This is a genomic window from Streptomyces sp. NPDC059256 (assembly GCF_042753785.1).
In the GTDB taxonomy this organism is placed as follows: Bacteria; Actinomycetota; Actinomycetes; order Streptomycetales; family Streptomycetaceae; genus Streptomyces.
In genome coordinates, this window is sequence record NZ_JBHYZO010000009.1 from 22,271 (window position 1) to 49,230 (window position 26,960).

21 protein-coding genes are annotated in these 26,960 nt (G+C 68.4%); 9 read left to right on the plus strand and 12 right to left on the minus strand.

What is annotated here, in order from left to right:
- The first annotated feature begins 187 nt into the window (after nucleotides 1-187).
- Nucleotides 188-796 (plus strand): PadR family transcriptional regulator, encoded by a 609-nt coding sequence (locus ACFXJL_RS20775; protein ID WP_358882043.1) that lies wholly within the window; start codon nucleotides 188-190, stop codon nucleotides 794-796.
- 208 nt (nucleotides 797-1,004) lie between these two features.
- On the opposite strand, the gene ACFXJL_RS20780 is transcribed toward ACFXJL_RS20775, so the two are convergent.
- Nucleotides 1,005-1,199 carry a hypothetical protein gene (locus tag ACFXJL_RS20780; protein WP_358882044.1) on the minus strand — a complete coding sequence of 65 codons (195 nt, stop codon included), beginning with the start codon at nucleotides 1,197-1,199 and terminating at the stop codon, nucleotides 1,005-1,007.
- A gap of 250 nt (nucleotides 1,200-1,449) precedes the next feature.
- On the opposite strand from ACFXJL_RS20780, the gene ACFXJL_RS20785 reads away from it, so the two are divergent.
- The 3 genes from ACFXJL_RS20785 to ACFXJL_RS20795 all read left to right on the plus strand — a co-directional run bounded on the left by ACFXJL_RS20785 (nucleotide 1,450) and on the right by ACFXJL_RS20795 (nucleotide 4,336).
- Nucleotides 1,450-2,043 carry a Clp protease N-terminal domain-containing protein gene (locus ACFXJL_RS20785; RefSeq protein WP_358882045.1) on the plus strand — a complete coding sequence of 198 codons (594 nt, stop codon included), beginning with the start codon at nucleotides 1,450-1,452 and terminating at the stop codon, nucleotides 2,041-2,043.
- Between the two features lie 73 nt (nucleotides 2,044-2,116).
- Entirely contained in the window at nucleotides 2,117-3,199 is a 1,083-nt protein-coding gene (locus ACFXJL_RS20790) for a DMT family transporter (protein ID WP_384694451.1), read from the plus strand.
- A 165-nt stretch (nucleotides 3,200-3,364) separates the two neighbouring features.
- Nucleotides 3,365-4,336 carry a DMT family transporter gene (locus ACFXJL_RS20795; RefSeq protein ID WP_384694454.1) on the plus strand — a complete coding sequence of 324 codons (972 nt, stop codon included), beginning with the start codon at nucleotides 3,365-3,367 and terminating at the stop codon, nucleotides 4,334-4,336.
- A 119-nt stretch (nucleotides 4,337-4,455) separates the two neighbouring features.
- On the opposite strand, the gene ACFXJL_RS20800 is transcribed toward ACFXJL_RS20795, so the two are convergent.
- Nucleotides 4,456-5,118: a pyridoxamine 5'-phosphate oxidase family protein gene (locus ACFXJL_RS20800; protein ID WP_384694457.1), complete on the minus strand. Its 663-nt coding sequence runs from the start codon at nucleotides 5,116-5,118 to the stop codon at nucleotides 4,456-4,458.
- Nucleotides 5,119-5,154: 36 nt separating this feature from the next.
- Between ACFXJL_RS20800 and ACFXJL_RS20805 the strand changes: the two genes are divergently transcribed.
- Nucleotides 5,155-6,486 carry an aminotransferase class I/II-fold pyridoxal phosphate-dependent enzyme gene (locus tag ACFXJL_RS20805; protein WP_384637238.1) on the plus strand — a complete coding sequence of 444 codons (1,332 nt, stop codon included), beginning with the start codon at nucleotides 5,155-5,157 and terminating at the stop codon, nucleotides 6,484-6,486.
- Nucleotides 6,487-6,542: 56 nt separating this feature from the next.
- Here the strand turns inward: ACFXJL_RS20805 and ACFXJL_RS20810 are convergent, their stop codons facing one another.
- A complete protein-coding gene (locus tag ACFXJL_RS20810) occupies nucleotides 6,543-7,622 on the minus strand; it encodes a DMT family transporter (protein WP_384694460.1) in 1,080 nt (359 codons plus the stop codon).
- Between the two features lie 73 nt (nucleotides 7,623-7,695).
- Here ACFXJL_RS20810 and ACFXJL_RS20815 point away from each other — a divergent pair, with 73 nt between their 5' ends.
- Entirely contained in the window at nucleotides 7,696-8,616 is a 921-nt protein-coding gene (locus ACFXJL_RS20815) for a LysR family transcriptional regulator (RefSeq protein ID WP_384694463.1), read from the plus strand.
- Between the two features lie 11 nt (nucleotides 8,617-8,627).
- Here ACFXJL_RS20815 and ACFXJL_RS20820 read toward each other — a convergent pair whose 3' ends face one another.
- The 3 genes from ACFXJL_RS20820 to ACFXJL_RS20830 all read right to left on the minus strand — a co-directional run bounded on the left by ACFXJL_RS20820 (nucleotide 8,628) and on the right by ACFXJL_RS20830 (nucleotide 11,988).
- Nucleotides 8,628-9,071 carry a Rieske (2Fe-2S) protein gene (locus tag ACFXJL_RS20820; RefSeq protein WP_384694466.1) on the minus strand — a complete coding sequence of 148 codons (444 nt, stop codon included), beginning with the start codon at nucleotides 9,069-9,071 and terminating at the stop codon, nucleotides 8,628-8,630.
- Nucleotides 9,072-9,161: 90 nt separating this feature from the next.
- A complete protein-coding gene (locus ACFXJL_RS20825; protein WP_384694469.1) occupies nucleotides 9,162-11,369 on the minus strand; it encodes a prolyl oligopeptidase family serine peptidase in 2,208 nt (735 codons plus the stop codon).
- Nucleotides 11,370-11,520: 151 nt separating this feature from the next.
- On the minus strand, nucleotides 11,521-11,988 hold the full coding sequence (locus ACFXJL_RS20830; protein ID WP_384637180.1) for a hypothetical protein: 468 nt from the start codon (nucleotides 11,986-11,988) through the stop codon (nucleotides 11,521-11,523).
- Between the two features lie 279 nt (nucleotides 11,989-12,267).
- Here ACFXJL_RS20830 and ACFXJL_RS20835 point away from each other — a divergent pair, with 279 nt between their 5' ends.
- On the plus strand, nucleotides 12,268-12,996 hold the full coding sequence (locus tag ACFXJL_RS20835; protein WP_384694472.1) for an RNA polymerase sigma factor: 729 nt from the start codon (nucleotides 12,268-12,270) through the stop codon (nucleotides 12,994-12,996).
- A 179-nt stretch (nucleotides 12,997-13,175) separates the two neighbouring features.
- Here the strand turns inward: ACFXJL_RS20835 and ACFXJL_RS20840 are convergent, their stop codons facing one another.
- Both ACFXJL_RS20840 and ACFXJL_RS20845 read right to left on the minus strand, forming a co-directional pair.
- Entirely contained in the window at nucleotides 13,176-13,724 is a 549-nt protein-coding gene (locus tag ACFXJL_RS20840; RefSeq protein ID WP_358881962.1) for a hypothetical protein, read from the minus strand.
- A 126-nt stretch (nucleotides 13,725-13,850) separates the two neighbouring features.
- A complete protein-coding gene (locus tag ACFXJL_RS20845) occupies nucleotides 13,851-22,484 on the minus strand; it encodes a DNRLRE domain-containing protein (RefSeq protein ID WP_384694760.1) in 8,634 nt (2,877 codons plus the stop codon).
- A 501-nt stretch (nucleotides 22,485-22,985) separates the two neighbouring features.
- Between ACFXJL_RS20845 and ACFXJL_RS20850 the strand changes: the two genes are divergently transcribed.
- Nucleotides 22,986-23,417 (plus strand): hypothetical protein, encoded by a 432-nt coding sequence (locus ACFXJL_RS20850; protein ID WP_358881960.1) that lies wholly within the window; start codon nucleotides 22,986-22,988, stop codon nucleotides 23,415-23,417.
- Nucleotides 23,418-23,504: 87 nt separating this feature from the next.
- Here ACFXJL_RS20850 and ACFXJL_RS20855 read toward each other — a convergent pair whose 3' ends face one another.
- The 4 genes from ACFXJL_RS20855 to ACFXJL_RS20870 all read right to left on the minus strand — a co-directional run bounded on the left by ACFXJL_RS20855 (nucleotide 23,505) and on the right by ACFXJL_RS20870 (nucleotide 26,301).
- A complete protein-coding gene (locus ACFXJL_RS20855) occupies nucleotides 23,505-24,137 on the minus strand; it encodes a GPP34 family phosphoprotein (RefSeq protein ID WP_384694476.1) in 633 nt (210 codons plus the stop codon).
- A 77-nt stretch (nucleotides 24,138-24,214) separates the two neighbouring features.
- Nucleotides 24,215-24,760: a TetR/AcrR family transcriptional regulator gene (locus ACFXJL_RS20860; RefSeq protein WP_384694479.1), complete on the minus strand. Its 546-nt coding sequence runs from the start codon at nucleotides 24,758-24,760 to the stop codon at nucleotides 24,215-24,217.
- A 24-nt stretch (nucleotides 24,761-24,784) separates the two neighbouring features.
- Nucleotides 24,785-25,252 (minus strand): nuclear transport factor 2 family protein, encoded by a 468-nt coding sequence (locus tag ACFXJL_RS20865; RefSeq protein WP_384694481.1) that lies wholly within the window; start codon nucleotides 25,250-25,252, stop codon nucleotides 24,785-24,787.
- A 119-nt stretch (nucleotides 25,253-25,371) separates the two neighbouring features.
- A complete protein-coding gene (locus ACFXJL_RS20870) occupies nucleotides 25,372-26,301 on the minus strand; it encodes a LysR family transcriptional regulator (RefSeq protein ID WP_384694484.1) in 930 nt (309 codons plus the stop codon).
- A 114-nt stretch (nucleotides 26,302-26,415) separates the two neighbouring features.
- Here ACFXJL_RS20870 and ACFXJL_RS20875 point away from each other — a divergent pair, with 114 nt between their 5' ends.
- Complete coding sequence (locus ACFXJL_RS20875) at nucleotides 26,416-26,943, plus strand: DapH/DapD/GlmU-related protein (RefSeq protein WP_384694763.1); 528 nt, start codon at nucleotides 26,416-26,418, stop codon at nucleotides 26,941-26,943.
- Nucleotides 26,944-26,960 lie beyond the last annotated feature (17 nt).

A 26,960-nucleotide genomic window follows, 5' to 3' on the forward strand; every position in this document is an offset into this window, starting at 1 on the left:
ACATGAGCAGCGTCAACGGGCCGGCTGGCCTGCGACGACGAGTGGGTCGGACCAGATCAGCTGAGGCAGGGCTCCCTTCGCATGCGGCAGGACGCTCGCCGATGGGGCGGCTGGCATCTTGTCGTTCGGAGTATTCCGATATATCGTTGATGCATCACGACAGGTTGACGATGGAAGGAGCGTAGCGATGCGTTCACATGGACAGGAACATGAGCACGGTCATGGTCACTGCGGACCCGGACATCAAGGGCGAGGCGGATCCGATGGGCGCCGTGGAGCGTTCGGTTCGTTCGGGCCGCCGTTCGGTGCGCCCTTCGGTGGGGGCGGGCGTGGCCGCGGAGGCGGCGGCAGGGGTAGGGCCAGGCGCGGCGATGTGCGCGCCTCCATCCTGGCGCTGCTGAAGGATCGCCCGATGCACGGGTACGAGATGATCCAGGAGATCGGCGAGCGCAGCGGTGGCGCCTGGAAGCCCAGCCCTGGCTCCGTCTACCCGACCCTTCAGCTCCTGGAGGACGAGGGGCTCATCAGCAGTGCGAGCGAAGGTGGGAAGAAGCGGTTCACGCTGACCGACTCCGGTCGCACCGAGGCCGAGAGCGGTCCGGACGCGCCCTGGGAAGAGGCCGGGCGCGGCGTTGACTGGGAGACCGTCAATGAGATCCGACAGGCTGGTTGGGGGCTGATGGAAGCCTTCGGTCAGGTGTGGAAGACGGGGAGTCCCGAACAGCGGCAGAAGGCCGTCGAGGTCATCAACGAGTCGCGCAAGAAGCTCTATCTGATCCTCGCCGACGAACACTGAACGATCGGGTTCCGCACCGGTCGAGAGGGCCCTTCCGAGGGCCCTCTTCGCTGTTTCAGCCGTCCCGCACTGTTTCAGCCGTCCCGCACTGTGTTGGCCGGCACCGCACCGTGCGCGACTGTGTCAGCCGTGCGCGGATGCGCCACGCGGCGCGGTTCGTGACCCCGGCGCGCCCGCCGTGACCCGGGCACCCTCCACCGGGCGGGCATCAGATCCCGGGAGAAGTCCCGCGATGCCACACCTCCGCCGAGTCGAACCGGTCGCACGCCCGAGGGTGTGGACCTTCGTCATGGCAGTGGAAGGCCGCCCAGAACACATCGGCCAGGAGCGCCGTGGCCGGTGCGTACACCCGGTACACGTACTGCCGCCCATCGATCGCCAGCAGCGCGACCATCCAGAACATGTCGGGAGGGACGCTGACGACCCGGCATCCGGTTGCCGGTGCACGGGGTCGGTCGTCGCTCAGGAAGACCCCCGCAGACCCCCGAAGGGCAGGAAGACCCCGAAGACCAGAGAGCCATCGAGCAGCGCAGTGGGGCGCACCGGGCAAGGCGGCGCACCCGGAATGCTGATGAAGTGACCGGATCTCATCCACAAGGAGGACAACCCGGTCGTTCGTCCCCGACCTCCGTCGGAGGGCGAAATGGGCCCCGATGGCGACGTTCCGGGCCGGCTCGGCTGATGGGGTGGAGGGTGTGCAGAGCCATCCTTCCCGACTGCCCCGACTGCCCCGAGAGTCCGACCGCTTCCGTGCCGAACGGGATACGCCGCTCGCCGCCGAGTTGGTGTCGGCCGTCGCGGGCGCGCGCCGTCGAGCCGTACGGGACGGTGACCGCCAACTCGACACGGCCCATCTGCTGCACTCCCTGATCGAGGCCGATCCCGAGGTGCGCGGCGCGCTGGGGTCCTCACCCCGGGTCGCGCGGGTACTCGGCTATCTCGTCCAACGCAGCATCGGCTACGGACTGCGCTGGCAAGGGGCGATCGAGGATTCCGGTGCGCTGCCCGTATCGGGTGCGCCGCCGCCCCCTTCCTCAGCAGCGTCCCGTCCCTCCGGCTGGTCGCCCTCCGCGCACTCCGCCATGGAAGCCGCTCGTCACCGGGCAGCGCTCCGGGGGAGGGACGTCGCCTGCGGCATGGATCTGCTCGTCGCGCTCACGGCCGACCCCGACTGCCGGGCGGTGGAGGTGCTGAATCGCGCAGGCGTGGACACCCAGCAGCTCAGCGGGCACTCGGGAGCCCGCTGACGCATAGCCGCCTCCCGATTTCGACATGTGTCTTGGGGTCGACGGTCCTGACTCGCGCTGACATGATGTGCCGATGCAGGTGTCCCAACACAAAAGCGCCGGGCTCGGAATCGCCCTGGCATCGGCGTTCGCCTTCGGCGGATCAGGGGTCGCGGCCAAGCCGCTCATCGAAGCCGGCCTCGATCCACTCCATGTCGTATGGCTGCGCGTGGCCGGATCCGCGCTGATCATGCTGCCGCTCGCCTGGCGCCATCGTGCCCTGCTGCGCCGCAAGCCGGCGCTGCTCCTCGGCTTCGGTTTGCTCGCCGTCGCCGGTGTGCAGGCGTTCTACTTCGCTTCGATCTCCCGACTGCCCGTCGGGGTCGCCCTGCTCGTCGAGTACCTCGGCCCCGCCCTCGTCCTCGGCTACATCCGCTTCGTCCAACGCCGGCCGGTCACCCGCGCCGCAGCGCTCGGAGTCGTCCTCGCCGTGACGGGCCTGGCCTGTGTCGTCGAGGTGTGGTCCGGGCTGAGCTTCGATGTGCTCGGGCTGCTGCTCGCCCTCGGTGCCGCCGGTTGCCAGGCTTGCTACTTCATCCTGTCCGACCACGGGAGCGAGGGGGAGGAGCGCGCCGACCCCCTGGGAGTGATCGCCTACGGACTGCTGATCGGCGCCCTGGTCCTGACCGTGATCGCACGCCCCTGGAGCATGGACTTCTCCCTGCTGGGCGAGGACGTGGCGATGGGCGGCACCCAGGTGGCGGCCGGATTGCTGCTCGCCTGGGTGGTGTTGATCGCGACGGTCTTCGCCTATGTCACCGGAGTGATCTCGGTGCGCAGGCTCTCGCCGCAGGTCGCCGGCGTGGTCGCCTGTCTGGAAGCGGTCGTGGCGACCGCCCTCGCCTGGGTGATGCTGGGAGAACACCTGGCCCTGCCCCAGATCCTGGGTGGCTCGCTCGTGTTGCTCGGGGCGCTCATCGCACAGTCACAGGCACCGAAGCCGCCTTCGGGCCCGGTCGCCTCCGGTGGGCTCAAGCCGCCGGCGGCCCTCCCCGATCCGCTTCCCCCGGTCGGCGATACCCGCGACGACAGCACCACCAAGAGCGGTGCCAGGGCTGACGGTTCTCACCGGGCCGATGCCTCCGGCAGCACCGGGTTGTCGGTCGACCGCAGCTGACCGTAGGGTTCCGATCATGCATATGACCGTACTGCCGCCTCCCGCCGCCTAGCGCGGGCGGCAGTTCCTGACGAAGACCGGACCCGGGCTCGCCCCGGGTGGCTCGTCGCTGCCCGTGTGACGGAGCAGAGCGATCAGCCTTCCCGTTCTTCGTACGGAGTCCACGTGTCGAATGCCTCCTCCACCGCTGCCCTCGTACGGCCCACCGCGCCCGAAGGGCCCGCGCGGGTCGGGCGGAGCCTTCTCTATCTGACCGTCGCCGGCGTCGCCTGGGGCACCGCGGGCGCGGCTGCGTCACTGATCTACGAAGTGAGCGACTTCGGGCCGCTCTCGCTGTCCTTCTGGCGGTGCGCATCGGGGCTGCTCCTGCTGCTCGGCGCGCTGGCGCTGCGCGCCCGCCGTTCTCCGGCCGCCCGACCGGTCGAGTCGAGGAAGCGCCGCACGATCCGGATCCTGGGTACGGGAATCGGCCTCACGGTCTTCCAGAGCGCCTACTTCGCCGCCGTGCAGCACACCGGTCTGGCCGTCGCCACGGTCGTCACCCTGGGGGCCGGCCCCGTACTGATCGCGGTGGGTGCGCGCATCACCCTGGGAGAACGGCTCGGCGGGGGCGGGCTGATGGCGGTCCTGGGCGCCGTGGGCGGATTGCTGGTGCTGACGATGGGCGGCGACGGTGCGACCGTACGCCCGTCGGGCATCGCCCTGGCACTGCTGTCGGCCGCTGGATATGCGGCCATCACCCTCCTGGCGCGCTGGTTGGGCCGGGGTGGTGGCGCCGATTCCCTCGCCACGACCGCCTGGGCGTTCGCGATCGGCGCTGTCGGGCTGCTCCCGTTGGCGCTCGCCGAGGGGCTGCTGCCGCACACCGAGTCCCTGGCGCGCGTGGTGTGGCTGCTCGCCTATGTGGCCGCGGTGCCCACGGCGTTGGCGTACGTCCTCTACTTCGCGGGGGCGGCGGCGGTGCGAGCGGCCACGGTGTCCGTGATGATGCTGCTGGAGCCGGTGAGCGCGGCCGTGATCGCCGTACTGGTCCTGGGAGAGCGGTTGACCGCGGCCACCGTGTGGGGGACCGCCTTGCTGCTGGGTTCGGTGGCCGCCCTGGCGCTGGCGGAGTTGCGTCAGGGGCGACGGGGCTGAGGGCGACCGGGGCGATGCGAGGGGTGTGGTCGCCCCGGTCGGCCCCGGTCACCGACGGGACCGCCGCCCTGCCCGCCGAGCGGCGATCGGCCGCCCATGGGTCGATCTGCTGGCGCCGCTCAGGCCCCGGCGGTGCGCAGATAGTCGGGGAGGGGTACGGACGGGTCCAGGTCAGGCGCAGGTTCGGGGTCTCCATAGGTGGTCCGGACCGGCAGGACTCCGGTCCAGTGGGGCAGTCCGAGGTCCTCCGGATCGTCGTTCGGCGGGCCTGTGCGGACCTTGGCGGAGACCTCGGCGAGCGTCAGTCGCAGTACGGCGGTCGCCGCCAACTCCTTGGCGCCGGCGGGACGGGAGTCCTGCGCCCGGCCCGGTACGACCTGGTCGACGAGGGCGTCCAGCACCCGGGCCTTCTCGGTCGGGTCCGTCACCTGGTGCGCGGTTCCGTGGATCATGACCGAGCGGTAGTTGATGGAGTGGTGGAACGCGGAGCGGGCCAGCACCAGCCCGTCCACATGGGTCACCGTCAGACAGACCTCCAGTCCAGGATCGGGCGCTCCGGCCATCCGCAAGGGGCGGGACCCCGTCGATCCGTGGACGTACACCTGGTCGCCGACGCGGGCGTACAGCGTGGGCAACACCACGGGTGCGCCGTCGCGCAGGAATCCGAGGTGGCAGAGATATCCATCGTCGAGGATGGCGTGGACCGTGGCCCGGTCGTACGACGCCCGTTCCCGGGAACGGGTGGGTATGGTCCGCGCGGTCGGCTCGTAGGAATCCACCATTTGCCCTCTCCATTGCACTAGTGCATAATGACTTTTGTGCTAGGAGAGTATCGGATCACAGGGCGTGGTGCATCGGACATCGCCGCCAGCATCGAGAGCGGCGTCGGTAGCGGTGCCCTGGAACCGGGGGAGTTGCTGCCCCCCATGCGTGAGCTGGCGACCCGACTCGGGGTCAACCCCAACACCGTCGCCGCCGCGTATCGCACCCTGCGCGAGCGCGGGGTGATCGAGACAGCAGGGCGTCGCGGCAGCCGTATCCGTCCACGGCCCGCCAGCACCTCACGTGGCTCTCTGCGCGTCGAGGTCCCGCCCGGCGTTCGGGACGTGAGCGCGGGCAATCCCGACGCGGCCCTACTGCCGCCCCTGGACGATGCGTTCGCCGCCGCTGCTCGACACCACCAGCGAGAGCCCGGGCTCTATGGACAAGCACCCGTGGACGCCGAGTTCGCCCAACTCGCCAGGGCATCACTGGATGCCGACGGTGTGCCCGCCGGACCCATCGCCGTGACCTCCGGCTCACTCGACAGCATCGAACGCATCCTCGCCGCTCATCTGCGCCCGGGGGACGCGGTGGCCGTGGAGGACCCCGGCTGGGGCGGCCTGCTCGACCTGGTGCCTGCGCTCGGCCTCACACCCGTACCGGTGGCCCTGGACGACGACGGCCCGCTCGTCGCCGAGGTCGAACGGGCCCTCGACCTGGGCGCCCGGGCGTTGATCGTCACCGATCGCGCCCAGAACCCCACCGGAGCGGCCATCAGCGCACTGCGCGCTCGGGAGTTGCGGGGCGTCCTCGCCCGCTATCCCCGCACGCTCCTCATCGAGGACGACCACGGCCACGCCATCGTCGACCAGCCGCTCCACGCTCTGGCCGGCGCCACCCGGCACTGGGCCTTCGTCCGCTCCGCCGCCAAGGCGTACGGACCCGATCTGAGGGTCGCGTTCTTCACCGGGGACGCGCTCACGGTCGACCGGGTGGCCGGGCGGCAACAGTTGGGCCCCGGGTGGGTCAGCAGGCTGCTGCAACGCGCGGTCGTCCAGCTATGGGCGGCGGGCGCCGTCGATCCACTCGCGGTCGCCGACTCCTACGGCCGCCGGCGCGCGGCGTTGATCCGGGCCCTCGCCGGACACGGCGTCGAAGCCTTCGGACGCAGCGGGATGAACGTCTGGGTGCCGGTGCCCGACGAGACCAGGGCCGTGACCCAACTGCTGCACTCCGGCTGGGCCGTTGCCCCGGGTGCCCGATTCCGACTGTCCGCCCCGCCCGGGGTCCGCGTCACCGTCTCCGGCCTGTCGATGGAGGACGTGGCACAGATCGCCGATGCGCTGGCGGCAGCCATCGGACCGGCCCCGGCCCGCAGCTACGGCTAACCGGTTCGTGGCCCGTGGTGCCGGCTGGTGCGGTGGACTCCGCAATGCCTGCGCGCTTACGGGACCGGCGGCCCCGCCGTCGCGGCGAGAGTGCCACCGTCCCTCGGGTGGTCGTCCGATTCGCCTCCGGCCGTCGATCCCGGTAGAGGGCCGCCCTGCGCCGCCACCGCACCGGCCGCCACCACCGCACCGGCCGCCACCACCGCACCGGCCGGCGCCTTCGCGCGGCTCTGGGTCAGTGCCGCACCGGCCAACACGATCACCGCACCCACCGGGGTGTTCCAGTCCAACTGCTCCCCGAGGATCGTCACGCCCGCAGCCGTGGCGATGACCGGGATGAAGTAGGTGACCATCTGGGCCGTCGTCGGACCGATCTCGTCGACCAGTTCGTACTGGAGCAGCAGCGCGAATCCGGTCCCGAGCGCGCCCAGGGCGACCACCGCCAGCAGAGGCATCAGCGCCACGGAATCCGGCATGCTGGTGAACAACGGGGTGACCACCGCCAACTGCACCGTGGCCAGCAGCAACTGACTACCCGTCAGTGAGAGGTGCGAGTGGCCGCGGCCGGCCAAGGTGCGGCGGACGTAGATCCAGCCGATCGGATAGCTCAGCGCGGCCAGTAGCGCCATCCCCGTGCCGCGGGCGTCGAGCCCGGAGAAGCCCTGCCAGGCGCCCAGGACGGTCAGCACTCCCAGGAACCCGATGCCGAGTCCGGCGACCCTACGGCGGGTGGGGCGGTCCTCCGAGAGGGCGACCAGGGACAACGCCATCCCCCACAAGGGCGAGGTGGCGTTGCAGATGCCCGACAGGGTCGACGGGATGCTCTGGCCGGCGAAGGCGAAGAGCGAGAACGGGAGCGAGTTGAGCAGGAAGGCCGCCACGGTCAGATGCATCCAGGTCCGCGCTCCTCGCGGCAGCCGCTCCCGTCGTATCGCCATCGCCACGGCCAGCACCGCCGTACCGAAGAAGAGCCTGCCGAGCGTGACCTGGAACGGCGCGAAGCCCTCGTTGCCCACCTTGATCAGCAGAAAGCTGAAGCCCCACACCAGGGACAGCACTCCGAAGCGGATGCGCCAGTCCACGCGGGGTCTTCCGGCGGTCGGGTGGAGGGGCAGTGCGGCAGCAGAGGCGGTCATGCTCCCAGGGTCACCGCAACCATCTCGTAGTACAAGCGAGAATTGGTGGAGGCATTGATTTAGCATTGCTTATATGTTGAATCTGGAGCGCCTGCGCACCCTCGATGCCCTCGCCCGCTACGGGTCGGTCAGTGGTGCGGCCGGAGGGCTGCACGTCACCACCTCCGCGGTGTCCCAGCAGATGGCGAAGCTGGAGCGGGAGGTGGGACAGCCGCTGCTGACCAAGAACGGTCGGGGGGTGCGGCTCACCGACGCCGGCCGGCTGCTCGCCGACCATGCCGCCCGCATCCTCTCCCAGGTCGAACTGGCCCAGTCGGACATCGAGGCACAGCGCGGGCGGGTGGTCGGAGAGGTCAGGATCGGCGCCTTCCCCTCGGCTGCCCGGGGACTGTTCCCCGCGGCGATCACCGCACTGCGCGCCGACCATCCCGAACTGCGCGTGCGCTCCTGCGAACTGGAGCCGGAGCGCAGTGTCGCCCGGGTCCTCCGGGGCGATCTCGACCTCGCGATCGTGCTCGACTGGAGCAACAAGCGCCTGCCCGTGCCCGGTGGCCTCGCACAGGTCCATCTGTTCGATGACGCCGCCGACGTGGCGATGCCCGTCGACCACCCCCTGGTGACGCGCACCGAAGTCGATCTTGAGGACTTCGCCGATGACGAGTGGGTCTCCTGGCCGGAGGGCGAGTTCTGCTACGAGTGGCTGGTGTTCACGCTCCGATCGCGGGGGATCGAGCCCCGGATCGCCCATCTCGCCGGGGAACACCACACCCAACTGGCCCTGATCGCCGCAGGGCTCGGCGTCTGCGTCACCCCGAGGCTCGGTCGGGGCCCCGTGCCCGAGGGAGTCGCCCTGGTCCCGGTCCGCAGCCAGATGCGACGGCACGTGTACGCGGTGTGGCGGACGGACGCCGACCGCAGACCGTCCATCCGGGCGGCCGTCGAAGCCCTGCGCGGTGTGGCCGCCCGTTCCGTCCCCACGGCACCGAAGATCTGACGCCCCGCCCGTCACGCCAGTTTGATCAGCCCGCCCTCGACCGTGATCGACGCGGGCGGCAGGGGAGCGGTCGCCGGCCCCGACCGCACGCTGCCGTCACCCGCGTCGAACCTGCTGTCGTGGCAGGGGCAGTGGATGAGGTTGTCCGTGACGTCCTTGACCAGACAGCCCTGATGGGTGCACTTGGACGAGAACGCCTTGAACTCTCCCGCCCGGGGCTGGGTGATCACCACATCGCCCACGACCCTTCCCCCGCCCTCCGGGATGTCGGTCACCTTGGCGATTTCCGTCCCCGCGCCGCCCCCGCCGGGTGAGTCCGTCGGGCGGCCCACCGCTGTGTCTGCTGCGTCGGTCCCACCACAGGCGGTCAGTGCGGCGGTGAGGCCGACACCTCCCACCGCGGCGACGACGACGCGGCGGGAGACGGCCGGGGACGAATCCTGCGATGTGGTCATTGCTGGCTCCTCTGCTCACGTTCCGCTGCGGCCCGGTGATGGCCGATCTCTCGATCCTGTACGGGTCCGTCAGCCGGAGCGTTCAGGTGCTCAGAGTCCCAGAGATTTCTTCAGGAAGTCCGCTTCCAACACCAGCAGCCCGCTGGCCTGGTCCGTACCGGTCACCAGATGGGTTGCCCCCGACAGCGGCAGCACACTGTGCGGCCGGCCGGCGGCCACCAGCGCAGCGGAGAGCCGCAGGGTGTGGGCGACATGGACGTTGTCGTCCGCCACCCCGTGGACCAACAGCAGCGGACGGGACAGCCGATGAGCGTCCGGAACGAGCGAACTGCGCCGGTAGGGGTCCGCGAACACCTCCGGATGCCCGAGGAACCGCTCCTCCCAATGGGTGTCGTACAGCCGGCGATCCGTCGGTGTGCCACCGGCCACCGCAGCGTGGAACACCTCCGGGTGCCGCAACACCGCACCGGTCGCCAGATACCCGCCGTACGACCACCCCCGGATGGCCACCGCACCGAGATCCAGCTCGGGGAAGCGTTCCGCCGCCGCATGGAGGGCGTCCATCTGGTCCTGGAGGGCAGGCGTCAACCGATCACCCCGAATGGCCTTCTCCCACTCCCGACCCCGGCCCGGAGTGCCCCTGCCGTCGGTCACCAACACCGCGAACCCCTGCTCGGCGAACCACTGGGAGACGTACGTCCACCACCCCTTCGTCCGCACCACCATTTGGAATCCCGCCCCGGCATACGGGTTGAGCAGCACGGGAAGCCGGCCCGAGCCCTTCTCGTACCAGGAGGGGAGAAAGAGTTGACTGCGCAGTTCGCGCTTCCCCAGGGAGAGGAACTCCGGCCGGGGGGTGACCGATGGCTCCGCCGCGAGGACGGCGATACGACCGACCTCCACGCCCCCGTTGTGCACCGAAACCGTCTGTCCCGACGGTGTCCAACTCTCCGACACGAGCGTGTCGCCGCCGATGTGTACCCGGTGCACGCCCGCACCCCTACTGATCCGGGTGAAGCCGTCGCGGGGGTCATAACGCCAGACGTGGACCTCCGTCGGATCCTCGTTCGCGAGGAAGTGGAGCCGCTCCCCGACCGCGCCCAACACCTCCCGGACGTTCACCCCCGCAGGGCTGACCGCATCCCCCACGCGCAGTCCGGTGAGCGAGTCCTCCGCGATGAAGGTGCGGGCCAGACCTCCCGATGGCATCCGCAGCGGGGCCCCTGGCACCAACTCCACCCAGGCGGGATCGTGCCAACGGTCCAGCACCTCGGTCGCACCGGTGCCGGCGTTGATGGCAAGCAGTTGTACGGTCCGCTGGTCCCGGGTCTGCACCTGGGCGAAGGGGCCGATCCCGTCCCACCCCGCCACCGGTACGTACTCGAACGCCGTATCGGTCCACTCGCCCGCCGGATGGGGTTCCCGAGGGGCGGACTCCGGCAGCAGCACCACCGTTGGCTCGCCCCCTCCAGCGGGCACCAGATGCAGCGACACCTTCGCGTTCGCGGTCCCCGCCCGCGGGTAGGCGATCTCGGTCGGCGCCTTGCCGGGATCGGCGGGATCGGAGATGTACCAGCGCTGTACGGGGGAGTTGTCGACCCGGGCCACCAGCAGGTTCTCCCCGTCGGGTGACCACCAGTAGCCGCGCGAGCGCCCCATGGACTCCGCGGATGCGTGATCGCTCAGCCCATAGGTCACCTCGGGGGTCTCTGGCACCACCAACGGACGGTCGTCACTCCCGTCGATGCGCACCACCCGGAGAGCGCCCCCGGTCACATAGGCGATCCGGCTGCCGTCGGGTGACGGGCGGGGGTCCACCACCGGCCCCGCGGTGGCGATTCGGCGCGGTACACCGCCATCGGTCCCCACCGTCCACAGTTCGCCGCCCAGTGCGAAGACGGCGGTCCGAACCTCGCCGTCGGTCGTGTACGACACCACCCCGGATCCCGTCTCGCGCGCTCGCTCGCGCCGGGTGCGCTCCGCTGCGGGAAGTTCGCCCCCCTGCTCCTGCAACGAGGTCGGATCGACGAGCATCCGCTCGGTGCCGTTCTCGTACAGCCACAGTCGACCCAGCGGATCCTCGCCACCGGTGCTGCGGACGAACAACACCCGGCAGCCGTCCGGCGAGACGCTGAAGTGCCGGGGGACACCCAGGCCGAAACGATGGGTACGGGAGAACTGACGGGGGAAGTCGGGTACGGCGACGCTGACTTCGCCGGAATTGCGGACGGGAGTGGGGCCCGTGGGGTCGGGCCGTTCCGCTCCCTGCGGTGCGGAGCTGCTCTGCTTCTCGGTCATGGGGAATCGTTCGCATCCCGGTGTTGTGCTTGGCAACCGGATATCCCGCCAGTCGCCGTGCCCGGCGCCCGTGGTCGTTGGCCGGCCGCCGAGGACGCGACAGCGCTCGTGTCGGCGTACGCGTCCACCCGGGGGTGCAGCCCCGTACGACCTACCCCGCCTGGGCCCGGTCGCCGTCGGCCCAGTAGTCGGGATCGCCCCGGCGGCGGCCGTGAATCTGGAGGTACAGCAGAGCCACTGATTCCTCGGCTCCGTGATCGAAGCGCTTCACGACCTTCCCGAGCGGATTCCAGAGCCGGCCGTCGGGCATCCGGACACCCAGCGGCTGCCCGAACAACTCGCTCTGGCGCCGGTCGAGTTCGACCCAGTCCGCACCGGCCTTGCGCACCAGGACCTCACCCGCGTACGCGCCGAACCCGAAGAGCACCTCGATCGGTCGGGCTCTGGAGCCCCCCTCGCCCCCTCTTCGGAGACCGTCCACCACCAGATCCACCACACGGAGACTGCCCACCGAGTAGTCGAGTGGCAATCGCGCCCGCACATTGACACGTTCGACGAAATCCGAGACGTAGTGCCGCATCTGGGATGCCGCTGGGACCGGATCGATGACCGGATGCATCACGACTCACCTTCCCCACTGTGACGTTGACCGCGACCGGGGCCGCGAGAACGGCCCGTGAATCCAAGCGGAAGGAAGGCGTTGGGTATCACAGCGGGATTGCGTGATGATCTTGATGGGGAGGAAACATCCGGCACACGCGGCACATCGCGCCCCGGCACAGGCCACTGACCCGGCCTGATCGCGGCGCACAGTCCCGGTACCACTCGCACGGGGTGCGACCGGTACCGGGACTGTGCGCCGCGGGGTGGGGGTGCCGTCTGACGGAGGGGAATCGGGATGAACGCACCAGGCCGCGGGCGGGTTGCCGCCGCGGGTGAGAAGGAACTCGGGAGAGCGATCGTCAGGGCGCAACATGGGGACGAGCGGGCCTTCGCCGCCGCGTACACACTCGTGCAGCCGTCCCTGCTCAGCTATCTGTACGGACTGGTGGGCTCCGAAGCGGAGGACGTGGCGTCCGACGCCTGGCTGGAGATCGCGCGAGATCTGGACCGGTTCAGCGGCAACGGCGCCGGATTTCGCGCCTGGGCCATGAGCATCGCGCGGAACCGGGCGGTCGATCATCTCCGCCGCCGCCGAAGCAGACCGCGCGCCGCCCTTCTGAACCAGGACGTGTACGAACTGTCGAACGGTCAGGACACCGCTCGGGAGGCCCTGGAGAGCATCTCCACCCAGCATGTCCTGGCACTGATAGCGCTGTTGCCGTGCAGCCAGGCGCAGGCCGTACTGCTCCGTACGGTGATCGGCCTGGACGGGGTGACGGTGGCCCGGATCCTGGGCCGCCGTCCCGGCGCGGTGCGCTCGGCCGCCCACCGGGGCCTGCACCGGCTGGGCCGCCATCTCGACCCGGGCGGCCAGACCCCGGCCGGGCGCCGCGACCCGGACCGGGAGCGCTGCCCGTCCGCCGAGCCCTGGGGAGGGTGCTCGACGGCGTCGGCTCCGCAGGATGCGGGTACGGGTTCCACTTCAGGCACAGCGGGGGCGGGCGGGCCCGGGCGGCGCAGGTGAGGCTCCGGGGCAGTGAGCGGGCTCCCCGCGCGAGAACGCATGGGCGAGAAGTCTGAGCGTGGGGTCCGTTTGATGACAACACGTGGTGTTCCCGGTGGCGCAAGGGACCGGGAACACCACGGCCCCACGGTCCGGTCCGGGAGACGTCCCGGCCGTGGGTTCTTGTCCGTCGGTCCGGCTCAGCTGGCTTCGTCCGAGAACGGATCGAAGAACGGCCGGGGAACCAAGTCCGCGACACCGAGACCTCCGAATTCGGGATCCAGGATTGCCCGGCCCATGAATTCGGAAGCCGACATCTCGTATCGGTTCCATTCCCCTGCCGCCGCCTCGGGCGACATGGCCAGGGTGGGCCAGTTGTCCGGAGATCCGGAATCGGCGATCCAGAAGAGTTGGTGGGCCGACTCGCTCGATCCCCAGGGAATCAGACCTCCGCGCTGGGGCCGATAGATGGCGTAAGGCGCGTACCGCGATTGCCTTTCTTCTTCGCTGCCCGGTTCAGGCGCGTACCGCAGCTGAGTTCGCCACATGCTGAGGAAGTCGCTGGACGCACCATCGCCTACCGAAAGAGCGAAGTACGCACCGGAGAAGACGCCGTCACCAAAGGCTTCGCACAATCGCTTGTAATCACCCGGCAGCCTGGTCTCCAGCGCGCTTTCCACGACCTCCCAAGGCAATGTCAGTCTCTGATCCGTCCAATCGGTGGCTTCCAGAAGGCGTTCCGTCCACATATCGGCTCTCCTTTTGAGTGTGCTCACATCAGAGACAGGCGGGCAGCCTAGCAGGCTGCCCGCCCGTCGTTCCTCTTCGTGCCAGTTCACCGGCCTATCGGCGAATCAGAGAACTGTCCGTACCTACTAAGGCTTTCGCCCGCCGGGGCCATTCCAGATGGTTATCGAACCGTGTGTCCCGTTCGTAATGCTCTGCCATCTCAGATACAGCGAGTCGGGCCTGCTCCTTCCTGATTCATAGGACGCGCTTACCTCGTAGTAGAGCGAATCGCCGCTGGCGATCTGGGCGGCAAGCCGATTCTCGACCCTCTTCATGGCCGGATCATTTGCTCCGATATGAAGCGCGACCAGGTTTCTTCTGTCGAGCCCCGATCCACCGAGCTGGTTTCCCAGCAGGTGCCCTCGGATGTACTTCCCCTTCTGGAGTCCCTTGGGTGTGTGGTGCGCCGTATAGTCCGCAGGGAACTCGGTCGCGGTTCCCGCGACCGACGAATCGGGGTTACCCATGATCTTTTTGTTCCGGAAGTCCCCAGACTCCCAGCTGAAGCCTCCGCCGGTCAGGCAGGCCCGCACTCCCTGCGCCCGCCCCCGGGAATCGAGCGGCATGTAGTAGACGGAACTCTGACCCTTTTTGCATTTGTCTCGGCTGACCGGGAAGTCATGGCCCCAGTAGTACTCGTTGACCCCTGATTCCTCAGCCAGCAGCCCGGTGTTGTAGTCCGGCTTATCCGGGTTGTACGGAACCTTGTTCGGCTTCTGGGTGTTGTTCCACCCAATACCGTCGAGGAACACCTCGACCGCAGTGCCGACTGGATTCCGCCGCGCGACCGTCTTGGCTCCGGCACTCACGGCCTTGGACGCCTTCTGGTAACCGGACTTGACGGTCTTCTTGAAGTCGTCCCAGTCGATGAAGTGACCGTCCACCTCGACGCCGCTGACGGGGTTGCCGCCGCCGAAGGCGTACCGGTTGGAGGTGAACGGGTCGCTGCTGAGGTCCATGTCGGCGAGGGCGCCGTTGTACATGTCCCGGCTGGTGAAGCGGTTGAGTCCCGGGCTGTAGTCCCGGAATCCCATGTCGTACGTGCCCGAATTGGCATCCCACCGATTCGCGTTGTACCGGTAGGGGTTGTGCGCCTCCTTCGTGGGGTCGGCCGCGTCGGGCTTGTCGATGCCGGTGAAGTCGGAGTGGTCGTCGGTGCCGTAGGCCGTGTAGCCGTAGGTGCTGACGGCCTGGCCGTTGGTGCCGGTGACGCTCTCGACGTCGGTGTGGCTGTTGTAGGCGTAGAAACCGGACTCGGTGGTCCCGTCGGTCTTGTGCCTGACCTGGGAGAGCCGCTCGCCCCAAGGGCTGTACTGGTAGGACTTGGTGAGCGCTCCGGAGACCTCCTCGCCCATCACGTCCTGGGAAAGGCCGAGATAGGTGTAGTCGGTGTTCTTGCCGTTCGCGGTGGTGCTCGCGGTGCGGTCCAGCGGGTCGAAGGTGTACGTGGTCGACTTCAGGACGCCCGCGCTGTCGGCCTTCTGCGACTCGACGACGTGGTCGAAGCCGTCGTAGACCTTCCGCTCGGTGATCTGGCCACCGGTGGTGACCGTGTCCTGGCGTCCGAACGGGTCGTAGTTGTACCGCGAGGTGACACCGCCGGACGAGCTGGTCAGCAGCCGGTTGCGGTCGTAGTTGTAGCTGGTGCTCGTGCCCCGGACCGTCTGCTGGACCACATTGGCGTTGTTGTCGTGGACGTAGGTCTCGGTACCCGCACCATGGCCGGTCTTGATGGACTCGTTGAGGCGGTCGACGGGGTCGTAGGAGTAGTTCGTCGTCGATTCGAGGTACGCCGAGGTGTTGTCGGCGTTCATCTTCTTCGCGACGTCCTGCGACTTGTTGCCGTTCGCGTCGTAGGCGTAGAGGTGCGAGGCGACCAGGGTGCCGTTCGCCTGCTTCTCCGTGGTCGACTTGATCGTGCCGTTGAGGTGGTAGGCGTAGTCGACGGTGTTGGAGTTGGCCTTGGTCTCCCGCAGCCGCTGTCCCTTGTCGGTGTAGGTGTACGAGCTCACCTTCGGCGAGGTGTCCGCCGCCGAGTTGCCCACCGAGACCGTGCCGACCAGGTCGCGCAGATCGTAGGTGTACCGCGAGAACTGGTCGGGATGGGTGATCGTCTCGGGCTGGCCGTTGGCGTCGTACGTGTAGGAGGTGGCCTTCCGCTCCTGCCCGGCCAGCGCCTCGGTCACCTTCAGCAGCTGGTTGAGGCCGGTGTACGTCATCGTGTAGGCGTCGATCCGGGCCCCGGACGAGGTGTCGTCGATCGAGGTCAGATTGCCGTTGACGTCGTACGCGTAGGCGAAGTTGCGCTTCTCCGTGTCGGCGGGGTCGCCCGTGGTGTCACGGATCAGCCGCACCGCGTCGGCGACGGCTGTTCCGCTGCCGCTCTGCGCCAGTTCGATCCGGGCGCTGTTGCCCTGGTTGAAGGTGTAGGTGCCCAGTGCGACCCAGGTCCCGGCGGCCGTGTTCTGGTCCTTGGCCACCGTCGCCGAACCCGAGGCATGGGTGACGGTGTACTGCGCGGCCGTCGTCGCACCGCTGACCTGCGGATACTTCACGTACGCGGTGTAGGTGCCGTTCTTCGGGACGTTCAGGGTCCAGGTGAAGGCGTCCGTCCCGGTGCCGGAGGCGTGGGTGCGGTGGTCGTGGCCCTGTTGTCCTGCGGTGTTCTGCTTGCTCCAGGTACCGGTGGAGGACGTGTTCTGGATGTCGGAGTTGTCCACCACGACCACGGACCGTCCGGCCGGGTGCCCGTCGTCCGCCTTCGTCTTGAGGGAGCCGTCCGGGTGGTGGGTCCAGGTCATCACACGGTCGGCCGCGTCACCGGCCGATGAGATCGTGCGGCGGGTCTGGTTCCCCAGGTTGTCGTAGTCGTGGGTGGTGACGATGTCCCACGGGTCCGTCGTGTGCTTCGCCCAGCCGTTGTCGAAGTAGTCGTACGTGGTGTCGTTGCGGATCGTCTCGCCCTCGGAGGGCGGGAGCGAGACCTTCGAGACACGGCCGACCGCGTCGTAGTCGGTCCGGGTGTGGACATTGGGGTCGTTGTAGCGGGTGTCCGCCGGGTCGTACGGCAGGTACTGGCGCACCGGCCGGTTGAGCGCGTCGTACTCGGTGCGCGCGGTGAAGTCGTTCGCGGCGGCTGTGGCCGTGCCCCGCGGGGTCACAACCTTCGTGGTGTTGCCGGCCTGGTCGTACTCGAAGCGTGTGATCCGGTCCGTACCGGCCGCGTACGGGATCCGGACCTCGGTCCGGGCACCCCGCTCGTCGTGGTCGACGTGTGTGGTGTTGTTGTCGGCGTCCGTGGACCGGACGACCAGGGAGTCCTTGTCGTAGAAGCTGGAGGCGATCTTGCCCGTCGGGTCGGTGACCGTGGTGACCCGGTGGTTCAGGTCGTAGGCGGTCTTCGTCGTGAAGTCGTTGGGGTCGGGGGTGGCGTGCCTCCTCGGATCGACGACCTTGGTCAGGTTGCCGACACTGTCGTAGGTGTACGAGATGGTGTCGCCGGACGCGTTCACGACGGTCGCGGGCTGGTACAGCTCGTCGTAGGTGTAGGTGGTCGTGTACGAGCCGGGAGCCGCGCCCGGCAGATTGCCCTTGGGCTCGGTGACGGTGCGCAGATTTCCGACCGAGTCGTAGGTGTAGGTCGTTTTCCGGTCGGCCCCGGCATAGTTGTTGCCGGGGGCGGTGGCGGAGAGGACCTGGTCCGCGTTGTCGTACACGGCCGTGGAGATCGCGCCGTTGGGGGCCGTGGAGGTGGTGACGTTGTCGTTCGCGTCGTACACCGGGGCCGGGGTGGTGATCAGCACATTGGCGTTCTGGTCCTTGGGGACCGTGCTGACCAGCGGACGTCCGTAGACGTCGTAGGTCTGGGTGGTCTTCTTGCCGAGTGCGTCGGTGACCTCCCGGACCTGGCCGCGCTCGTCGTACACACTGGTGGTCGGCCGGTTGAGCGCGTCGGTGATCGTGGACGGATAGCCGTGCGGACCGAAGCCGCTGGTGGTCGTTGGGTTGCCGTTGGCGTCGGTCGCCTTGGTCAGCAGACCGTGCGCGTTGTACTCGTACTTGATGGTGTAGTCATCCGGTACGGAGGGGGTGGCGACGCCCTTGGGGTCGGTGACCGAGGTGAGATTGCCGAAGGCGTCGTAGCCGAACTGCGAGGCGCGGCCTTCCGGTGACGTCTTGCGGAAGAGGTCGGCCGAGAAGCCGTCGGCGCGTGTCTGGTACTCGTACTTCGAGGCGTTGGCTGGGGTGACGCCGGGGGCGCAGTCCGTAGCCGGGGGGACACCCGTCTTGTTCTGCTCCGCGTCGCGGGTCCAGAGCGGGTAGCCGGTCTTGGGGTCGTAGCAGTAGGCGTTCTTCGCCCCGTTGTCCTCCTCCAGCAGGACGACGTTGTTGTCGGTGTCCCAGGTGGACCTGGTCACCTGGGACTTGGCGTTCGTGTGGTGGATTCCGCGACCCGAGGCGTCCGTCACGACGACCGAGGAGCGGTTCTGGGCGTCGGTGACGGTGGTGTCGGTGTGGGTCGCGTCGGCGGCGTTCGTCGCGTAGGTGAATCCGGTCGCGCCGAGGAGCCGGTCGGTGAGCGTCTTCGTGCGCCAGTTGTCCTTGACGACGGTGCCCGCGCCCGGCTCGTGGTAGGCGAGTGCGGTGTTCTTGCCGCGCGGGTCGGTGGCCCGGATCAGCTTGACGTTCCGGTCGCTCTGGGCGCTGTCGTAGCCGAAGGTGAAGACCTTGGGCTGGGTGGAGCCGTCACCGTCGGTGAGCTGTCCGAGGATGCCCTTCGTGGTGTAGAAGAAGGACACCTTCCGGCCGGAGATGTCGGTGATGGACTTGACGTGGTCGTAGATCCGGGGGTTGGTGAGATTGGTCCCCGAGACCTTCACGCCCGAGTCGTTGATGTACTCGTAGGCCGCGTCGCCCTTCTCCCAGTAGTCGACGGTGAGCGACTGCCGGTTGGCGGGGTCGGTGACGTACGTGAGGAACTTGATGGTCCGGTTGTTGGAGACCCGCTCCTCGTACGCGAACTCCTGGCTGTTGCCGTTCTTGTCGACGGTCTCGGTCAGATAGCCGTCGCAGCTGAACCGGAAGCGGGTGCCGTCCGGCCGGGTGAGGGTCCAGGCGTCCGAGACGTCGTCCTGGGAGGGCGTGCAACTCAGGCCGGTCTTCATGGTGAGCCGGTAGTGGAATCCGGCGGGTGCCTGCCAGGTGCCGTCCGCCTGCTTGCGGAACAGGTGGGTGGTGCCGTCCCCGTCGGTCAGACGTATCTCGGTGGGGTTGGCGCGCGGATGGAAGTCGAGCGGTGTGCCCAGCCGGACGGGTCCGGCGAGCTGCGCCGACCAGCCGTGCCCCAGGACCGTGTCCGAGGTGTCCTGGGAGTTGTAGGAGAAGCGGGCGAAGGTGGTCAGACCACGGCCCGGGTTGGTGAAGGCGTTGTAGGACCAGACACTGTTGCCCGCACCGAGGTTGTTCATCAGCGTGGACCCGGCGCCGGTGTTCTTCCCGGTGTACGAGTAGAACTTCTCCAGGCCCAGGTGGTGGGCCTTCAGGTCCTCGACGGCCACGTCCTGCTTGAGCGGTGGGATGCCGCCCGCGCCCGCCGAGAGCCAGGTGCCGTCCGACACCTTGCGGATGTCCCAGTTGATGTAGTGCTCGGCGCGTTCGTTGCCGGTGGTGGTGATGTCGGGCGAGCGGATGGCCGCGTTGATGGTGGCCGACTTGCCCGGCAGCAGCGCCGGTATCGCGGTCCTCTTCTGGTTGGCGGCCGTGGTGACGTCCGTGCCGTCGGGCAGCTTCCAGGTGTACGAGAGTTCCCGCTCACCGGCGGCCCACGCGGTCGAGGTGGTGTTGGTGATGGTGACGGCGCCCGTGTAGTCGGTGTTCGTCGTCATCCGGTGCGGTGTGTTGGGCGCGTAGTACGTGTTCTCCGCAGTGGCGTCCACGTAGATCACCCGCAGCAGCGGGCGGAGCTGTTGGTCGGGCGCGCCCGCCGAAAGGAACAGCGAGCGCTCCTGGGCCCCGGCGGCCGTCTCGTTGTTCAGCTTGACCAGGGCACCCTTGTTCGTGCTGGGGGTGCGCACCCAGTTCTGGGTGAGACCGGTGGCGTCCCACCAGTGGCGGCCCAGATCGGTGTCGAAGGAGGGCACGTAGTCGGCGACTGCCGCCGAGTGGTCACCGCCCGCCGAGGTCCACGCGGTGGTGGCGTTGGCGTTGTTCCAGGTGGCGGCGGTGTCGGTGAACTCCCGGGTGAGCCCGTGCAGGTCATACCGGGCTTTTGCGGTGCCGCCGCGTTCGGTCAGGGTCGTCCACAGGAACATCCGGCTCTCAAGGACGGTCGCCGTGCTCGGGATGGCGGTGGTCGGGAAGTCGATCACGGCGCGGGTCTTGCCGTACGTGCCCGAGTTGTTGCCCACGCTCAGCCAGTGCTGGCCGACCGCGCCCTGCTCGATGGTGTTGAGGTTGGTGGTCGGCTTCAGGGACGACAACGTGGTGTCGGTCTGTCCCGCCTGGATGAGCCGCATGGTGCGGCCCGCTTTGGGGATGGCGACCAGCCGGGTCGGTGAGCCGAGGACCTGGCCGTCTCTGGTTCTGACCGCGATCTGGTAGTAGTACACCTTCCCGATCTCCTCCGGACTGCTGTCCGGGGTGGGTATCGCGGTGGTGTCTGTGTACTTGGTGACCGTCTTGGCGATCGGCGCGATCCGGGTCGCGGCTGACGGGGTGAACACCTGCTGGGTGGAGCGGTGGAGTTGGTACTCGACGATGTCGAGGTCCGTGTCGCCGCTGGTGTTCGCGTAGGCGGGCCAGGACAGTTCGGGGCCGGTGGAGTGGATGACCGTCGGCGACCGCAGCGAGGTGCCGACCTTGCCGAAGGTGACGGTCAGCCGGGGGATGGTGGAGGTCTCGCCGCCGTAGTCGTAGTCCCCGGCCTGGTACGCGGGACCGCCGAGCGGTGCGGTGGCGGTCTCGTTGACGGCCTTCACGACGAAGCCGTGGTTGGGCGAGGTGCCGTTGACCCACTTCTGCACGGTGTCGGCGACGGCGAAGTTGTGCCAGGAGTTGTACTCGCCGATGTCCTTGCGGATCTGCCCCGGGTTGAGGAGCCGTACGGCGTCGGCCATGGTCCGCCGGGATGCGTCACCGGTGTCCCCGAGGACGATGGAGCCGGTGTTGCCCTTGGCGAAACTGACCTGGCTCGTGCCGAGCATCCGCCAGCCGGCGGTTCCGGTCGACTGGTCGACCGTGTGGTTCTGCACGGGTGCGGCGGAGTTGATCGTGTAGGGGGCGGCGGTGGCCCCGTCCGCGAGCGGAGTGGTGTGCACCTCGACCCGGTAGTCCGTCGCGTCGTGGACGTGCGGCCGGTAGGTGTATGACTCGCCCGTGGCCGCGTTCTTGTTGTACGAGTAGTCGCCGCCAGAGCCGGTGCCGGCGACCCTCGGCCACTCACCGACAGCGGCCGTACCGGGATCGCCGTCGTCCAGGTGCACGGTGGTGGACGACTGCTCCCCGGCCAGTGCGTTGGTGTTGTTCCAGGTGGCCGTCGCCTCGTCCCAGGCACCGGTGGCCCGGCGGATCTCGACGTCGACATTGGTGCTGCCGGTGGTGTGGGTTTGGTCGTAGTAGAGGCCGAGCCGGGCCGCGTCGATCTTCGAGCCCGCCGGTATCGAGGTCAGCGGGAACTTGATCAGCGAGCGGGCGATACCGGTGGCGCTGGTCTTGCCCGCCGCCATCTCCCAGGTGCCGTTGAAGTTGGTCGTGGGCTGGTCCGAGCGGACCATCACATCCTGGGAGACCGAGGCCGAGGGCGCGATGGTGATCGTCGGGTCGATGACCACCGGGTACTTCCGCTCGGGCGCCGCGAGCCAGGCCGCGTCCGGGGTGAGCGTGAGCCGCCAGCCCTTGCCGTGCCGGCTGAGCTTCTGCGTCACCTTCGGGCTGAAGGACTTCCCGTACGGGGAGGCGCGGTCCTTCCTGCTGTCGGTCATGAACGCGGGCGGGACCACCAGCACCGGGTTGGCCGGGTCCTCGCCGAAGATCGCGATCGAACCGTCCGGGCGCTCCTTGGGCTGGAGTGCCCCCGTGTCCAGGGTGAAGACGTACTTCACCGGTTTCGCGGGCCGCTGGGCAAGGGTGATGTTCTCCTTCACCCGGCCCGCGCCGACCTGGTACGACACGTCCGCACCCGCGGCCAGGCCCCGGTAGGTGACCGTGTCCGCCTTGGCGGTCGGTTTGACGCCCTCGGCCGCGCCCAGGAGTCCGAGGGTGACGGCCTGACCCTCCGGGGTTTCGAAGCGCAGCAGCTTTGCGGGGTCCGTACCGAACCAGCTACGGCTGGTGTTCGCCGTGTTGGCGAAGGCGAAACCCTTGTCCTTGACGGCCCTTACCGAGGTGTCGACGGCCTTCCATGCCGTACCCGATCGATAGGACACGGGGCTGGCCGCCAATTCGGCCTCGACCCGCCCGTCGGAGAGCTGCCAGAACCGGGCTTGAGGTGTACGTCTTTCGGCTAATTCTCTGATCCGCTTGGCCGGTGGCGCCTTCTTTCCCTCGGCAAGTTTCTCCCGGCTCGGTATCTCTACCTTTGTGCCTGCCGGAGGTTTGGCGAGCTTGGGTCCCTTCTTGTCGTCGTCGTCCGAGAACCATCCCTTGACAGTGTCGACGACTCCCTTTTCCTCACCCTTGCCCGACGGTGAGTTCTGGTCGGCGTAGGCGATCTGCGGCAGCATCGTGCCCGCGATCGCTGCCGCGACCAGGCAGGACACATACTTCCCGTACGGAGATCTCACCTCGATATCCTTCCGGTCCGGCGCTCCTAAACCCTTCACAGAAAGGCGAAAAGGGCACGCCGAATGTGCTGGAGCGAAGTTTTCCGCCCAGCCGGAACCATTTGCCTGCCGAGTACGGGAAGTCAGGGGGATTTCACCTCCCGGGCACGGCAGCGAAAGTATCGACCGCATGACTGATGCCATGTCAACCCTATGGACATATAGGGCAATTAAGAGTCCGTGGTGGTGCCAATTGGTCCGCTTTTTCCTGCTGCTTTCGCGGGCGGCGAGCCTTGGTGTATAACCCTGCCGGTTGGCTGTCCGTCCACGAGAGGGAAGGTGGTGCCGGTCATGGCGGCCAGTAAAGAAGGGAAAGGGAAGCAGTCCGGAGCGGACTTGGGCCCAGGTGCCGGGTCAGGTGCGCAGGCGGGCCCGGATACGGCTTCGGACCGGGGGCAGGGCATGGCGATGGGCAGAGGTTCCGCGAGTCCGCGGCGGGTGTGGGCCGCAATCGGTGCACTGGGGCTTGCCTGTGCGGGCATTGCCGGCTACGCGGTCCATGATTCGTCCGGCGGAAACAACTCCGGCAAGCAGCCGTCCTCTCGGGCCGTCGCCGCGGCGGAGGTGACGTACGAGGTCACTGGAGAGGGCACTGCGGAGATCACCTACCGCCCGGCGGGCGGGACGGGCGCAGTGGTCGTCAGGGAAGCCGCCCTGCCCTGGAAGAAGTCGATCCGGCTCCCCGTCGGCAAGTCCCCGACCGTCGCCGTCGTCCTGGGCGAGCACGGCGGCCGGGCGGCCTGCACGGTCTCGGTGCGCGGCAAGCACGTCCAACAGGCCACGGCGACGGGCCGGTACGGGCGGGCAACCTGTGGCGGGGAGCGGGCCGGGTGAGGCGGACAGGCTGCGGGCCGGTCGCCCCCGCTCCAGGGGCGGCCGGTTACTCCGCAGTCGGGCTCGACCGGACCCTCCCTGGTGGGCTCAGACTCCGCGCCAGAGATTGGCGAAGGCGGCGCCCTCGATGGACCGCCTCTGTCGTACGGCCTCCAGTTCCATCACCGCGTCGTGGACTGCGGCCACCACGGCCGTCACGGCGTCGTCGGCGAGGTCAGGCTCGTCGTCCGGTCGGTCTGGTCGGTCTGGTCGGTCTGGTCGGTCTGATCCGATGCCCACGGCCAAGGCGAGGGCGTACAGGACTGGTTCCTTCTCTTCCCAACGCGAGACTGCCCGACGGCGCGCGGGCGTATCGACCAGTTCCACGCGTCGCGAGCCGAAGGGCGCCCCACCGCTTCGCTTGCGGGTCAGCTCGCCGTCCTGCTCCAGGGCGGTCTGGTACGCGGCCGACAGATCTCGGCCCCGGCGCCACAACCAGTCCTCGATCTGCTCATAGGGCGGCTGCCGCGTGAGTCCTGCCACGGCCTCGACCGCAAGGCGATCGTCCAGTGTCGGCGGCCCACCCGGCACGATGCGGTCGTCGTCCACCGTGACCGTCCCCGCATCGATGAGATCGATCAGTTCGGCTCCCGCGAGCGCGAGCGACAGATCACCTTGTCCCACGGGCTGCTTCGCCCCCGGGTGCAGGGTGATGATGAACAGGTCCTTCGCCGTGGTCATGAACGGCTCCCCTCGGAGACATCGACATAAGCGCTTCCTCGCCGCCAGACTCGCATCCGGTGTGCCAGTCCCGCTGATCACCTGGCGGTGAGGATGTGTGCCCATGGCTCGTCGATGTCGGCGAGGCCCAGCACGGCGACGACGTTGTCGAGCATTCCGGCGCCGAACCATTGCCGTACGGCGTCGTCGTCCCCCAACAGCTGTCGAGCGGTCTCAACCTGCTTGGCGTAGCAGCGACGCACGGCCTGCCCCACCAACGGTTCGCCGGCGGCGCAGTTCGCGTGCATGAGGAAACGCAGGATGGCCGGGTCCGCGACAAGTGCCCGATAGGCGTCGCGTGCCGCGTCCAACCTGGCCTCGGATGCGCCGCCCCCGTCCGGTGCCGACGCGTGCGCGAGCAGGGTCTCGGTCATCACGACGGACACATGATCGACCGTCGCCGCGAAGAGTGCCTGCTTGTTGGGGTACAGGCGATAGAGGTACGGCTGAGAGACACCGACCGAGTTGGCGATCTCGTGTGTCGTCGTTCCGTAGAAACCCTTGTGCGCGAAGCACTCGATCGCGGCGGCCACGAGGGCTCGGCGTCGTTCGTCGCTCTTGGCGCTGGTGCCGGCTGCGGGCATGGGCGTCAGTTAAGCACGGCAGCCTCAGCCGCCAAAAGTCACGCTCCGGTCGGAGCCGGCGCCGTCCGGTGTGAGTGCCTCGATGGCCACCAGCGGGTTCCAGTAGTCCAGATAGTGGGTGATGCGCGCATGGTCGTCGGTCCGAACCACCGAGACGCACCTCTGCTCGTACGGCTTGCCGGTCGGCAACGCGGTGCCCGTCGAGCGGAACTCCGCGATCACAAGACTCGGGTCGACCGTGTCGTGGAACGCGAGGTCGACGAATGCGACGTCAAAGGTCTCGGGGAAGCCGCGCATATGCGCGATCAGCGCCTCGCGCCCCCTCACCCGTCGCGGCACACCGGAGGGCGCGTACGGGAACTCAAGCACCGCGTCCGGTGCGAAGAGCTCCACCCATTCGTCGGTGCGCCCTGCGGCGGTGAGACGCAGATGCTCGGCCACTGTGTGCTGCGCGGCGGTGCGGCGGGCGGCGGTGTCTCGAACGGCTGCCATGTCCACTCCTAGGTTAGTGGTAGACCTATAACTTAACGTTCTGGAGCGGTCCTGTCAGTCCTGTGGATGGTTTGAGTTTGGGTGACAGCCAGGGCGTGCCCGCTGGATCCGTCCACTGGTCAGCGACTCACCCGGTCCGGTGTCCACGCGTCGTCCGGGGTGCGCGGCCCTGAGGTGCGCAGATGGTCGCGTAGCGCGGTCAGCACGGGGTGCTGGTCTCCGGTACGGGACAACAGTGCGTGCGTGTACACCGGGGTCGGTTCGCGCAACGGGATGCGCCGTAGGTCGTGGGTCTGGGGCCACAGGTACCGATCCCCACTCCCGATGAGGGTGGCCAGCGAGGCCGAGTCGGTCAGCGCGTCCATCAGGGCCTCGTCACCGAAGTTGGGGCCGAGAGCGTCGATGCTCAGACCAAAGGCATCGGTCAGCGCCTGGTAGAAGGCCGCCCACTCCGTGCCGGGCCTGATCCCGGGGATCCAGATGCGGTGGTCGGCCAGGTCCGCCGGCCTGACCCAAGGCGCTTTCGCCAAGGGGTGGCTGGGCCCGACCAGGAGCTCCAAAGGTGAGTCCAGGAGTCGTTCGGCGCTGATCCCGGCTGGAACCTGGTCGACCGGCAGGGCGCGGAAGGACGCGTCGACGGTTCCTTCGAGCACTGCCTGGGCGGCCTGAGCGGCGTTCTCATTGCTCAGTGTGACCGCGTCCAGGCTCATCTCGGGGTGGGAGCGGTAGAACCGGTAGACGGCCTGGGCCGGAGCGATGCGCCGGTTGAGGACGTCGACCCGCAACGGTCGGCTGCCGGGGCGCACGGCCTGCTCGGCCTGCTCGAAGGCTGCGAGGACCCTTTTGGCGTGCGGCAGGAAGACCTGCCCGTCCAGGCTCAGCCGGGAGCCTCGCGAGGTTCGCACCAGAAGTGTGACCTTGAGGCGCTTCTCCAGGGCCGCGATCCGCTTGGAGACCGCCTGCTGGCTGATCCCGAGCTCGTCCGCCGCTGCCTGGAACTGGCCGGTCTCGGCGACGACCGCGAACGTCCGCAGCGCTTCAGCATCCACACTCGCATCCTACTTTCACAACCATTGGTTGTTTCTGGTGTGGTGCAGGGTTGTTTGATCGAGCGTTCCGCGCGGTGATGGGATCGGCTCATGTCTACCCGCACAGAGCAGGTCATGTATGTCCAGACACCTGTGTTCGCGCGTCATGTGGAGCGGATCGTGGAGGTTACCGATGCGACGTCTCGATTGAACGCGCTGCCGTTCGGCGACAGTGAGGGTCGCGCGGAACTACTTTCTGTTGTGTTCGGTGGCCCGCTGCCGGAGTCGGTGGTGATCTACCCGCCGTTCTTCACCGAGTGCGGGCTGAACACGACGTTCGGGGAGAACGTCTTCGTCAACCAGGGATGCACCTTCATGGACAAGGGAGGCATCCGTATCGGGAACGGCGTCATGATCGCCCCGAAGGTCAGCCTCATCACCGGAGGTCATCCACTGCCACTGGCCGAGCGCCGCGAGTACCTCTCCTTCGCCCCGATCGTGGTCGAGGACGACGTCTGGATCGGGACGGCCGCCGTGATCACGCAGGGGGTGACCATCGGTGCCGGTGCGGTGGTCGCCGCGGGCGCGGTGGTCACTCGTGATGTTGCTGCCGGCACCGTGGTCGCGGGAGTGCCCGCCCGGGTGATCAAGAAGATCGACTGAGTCCGTCCGATCTGCTG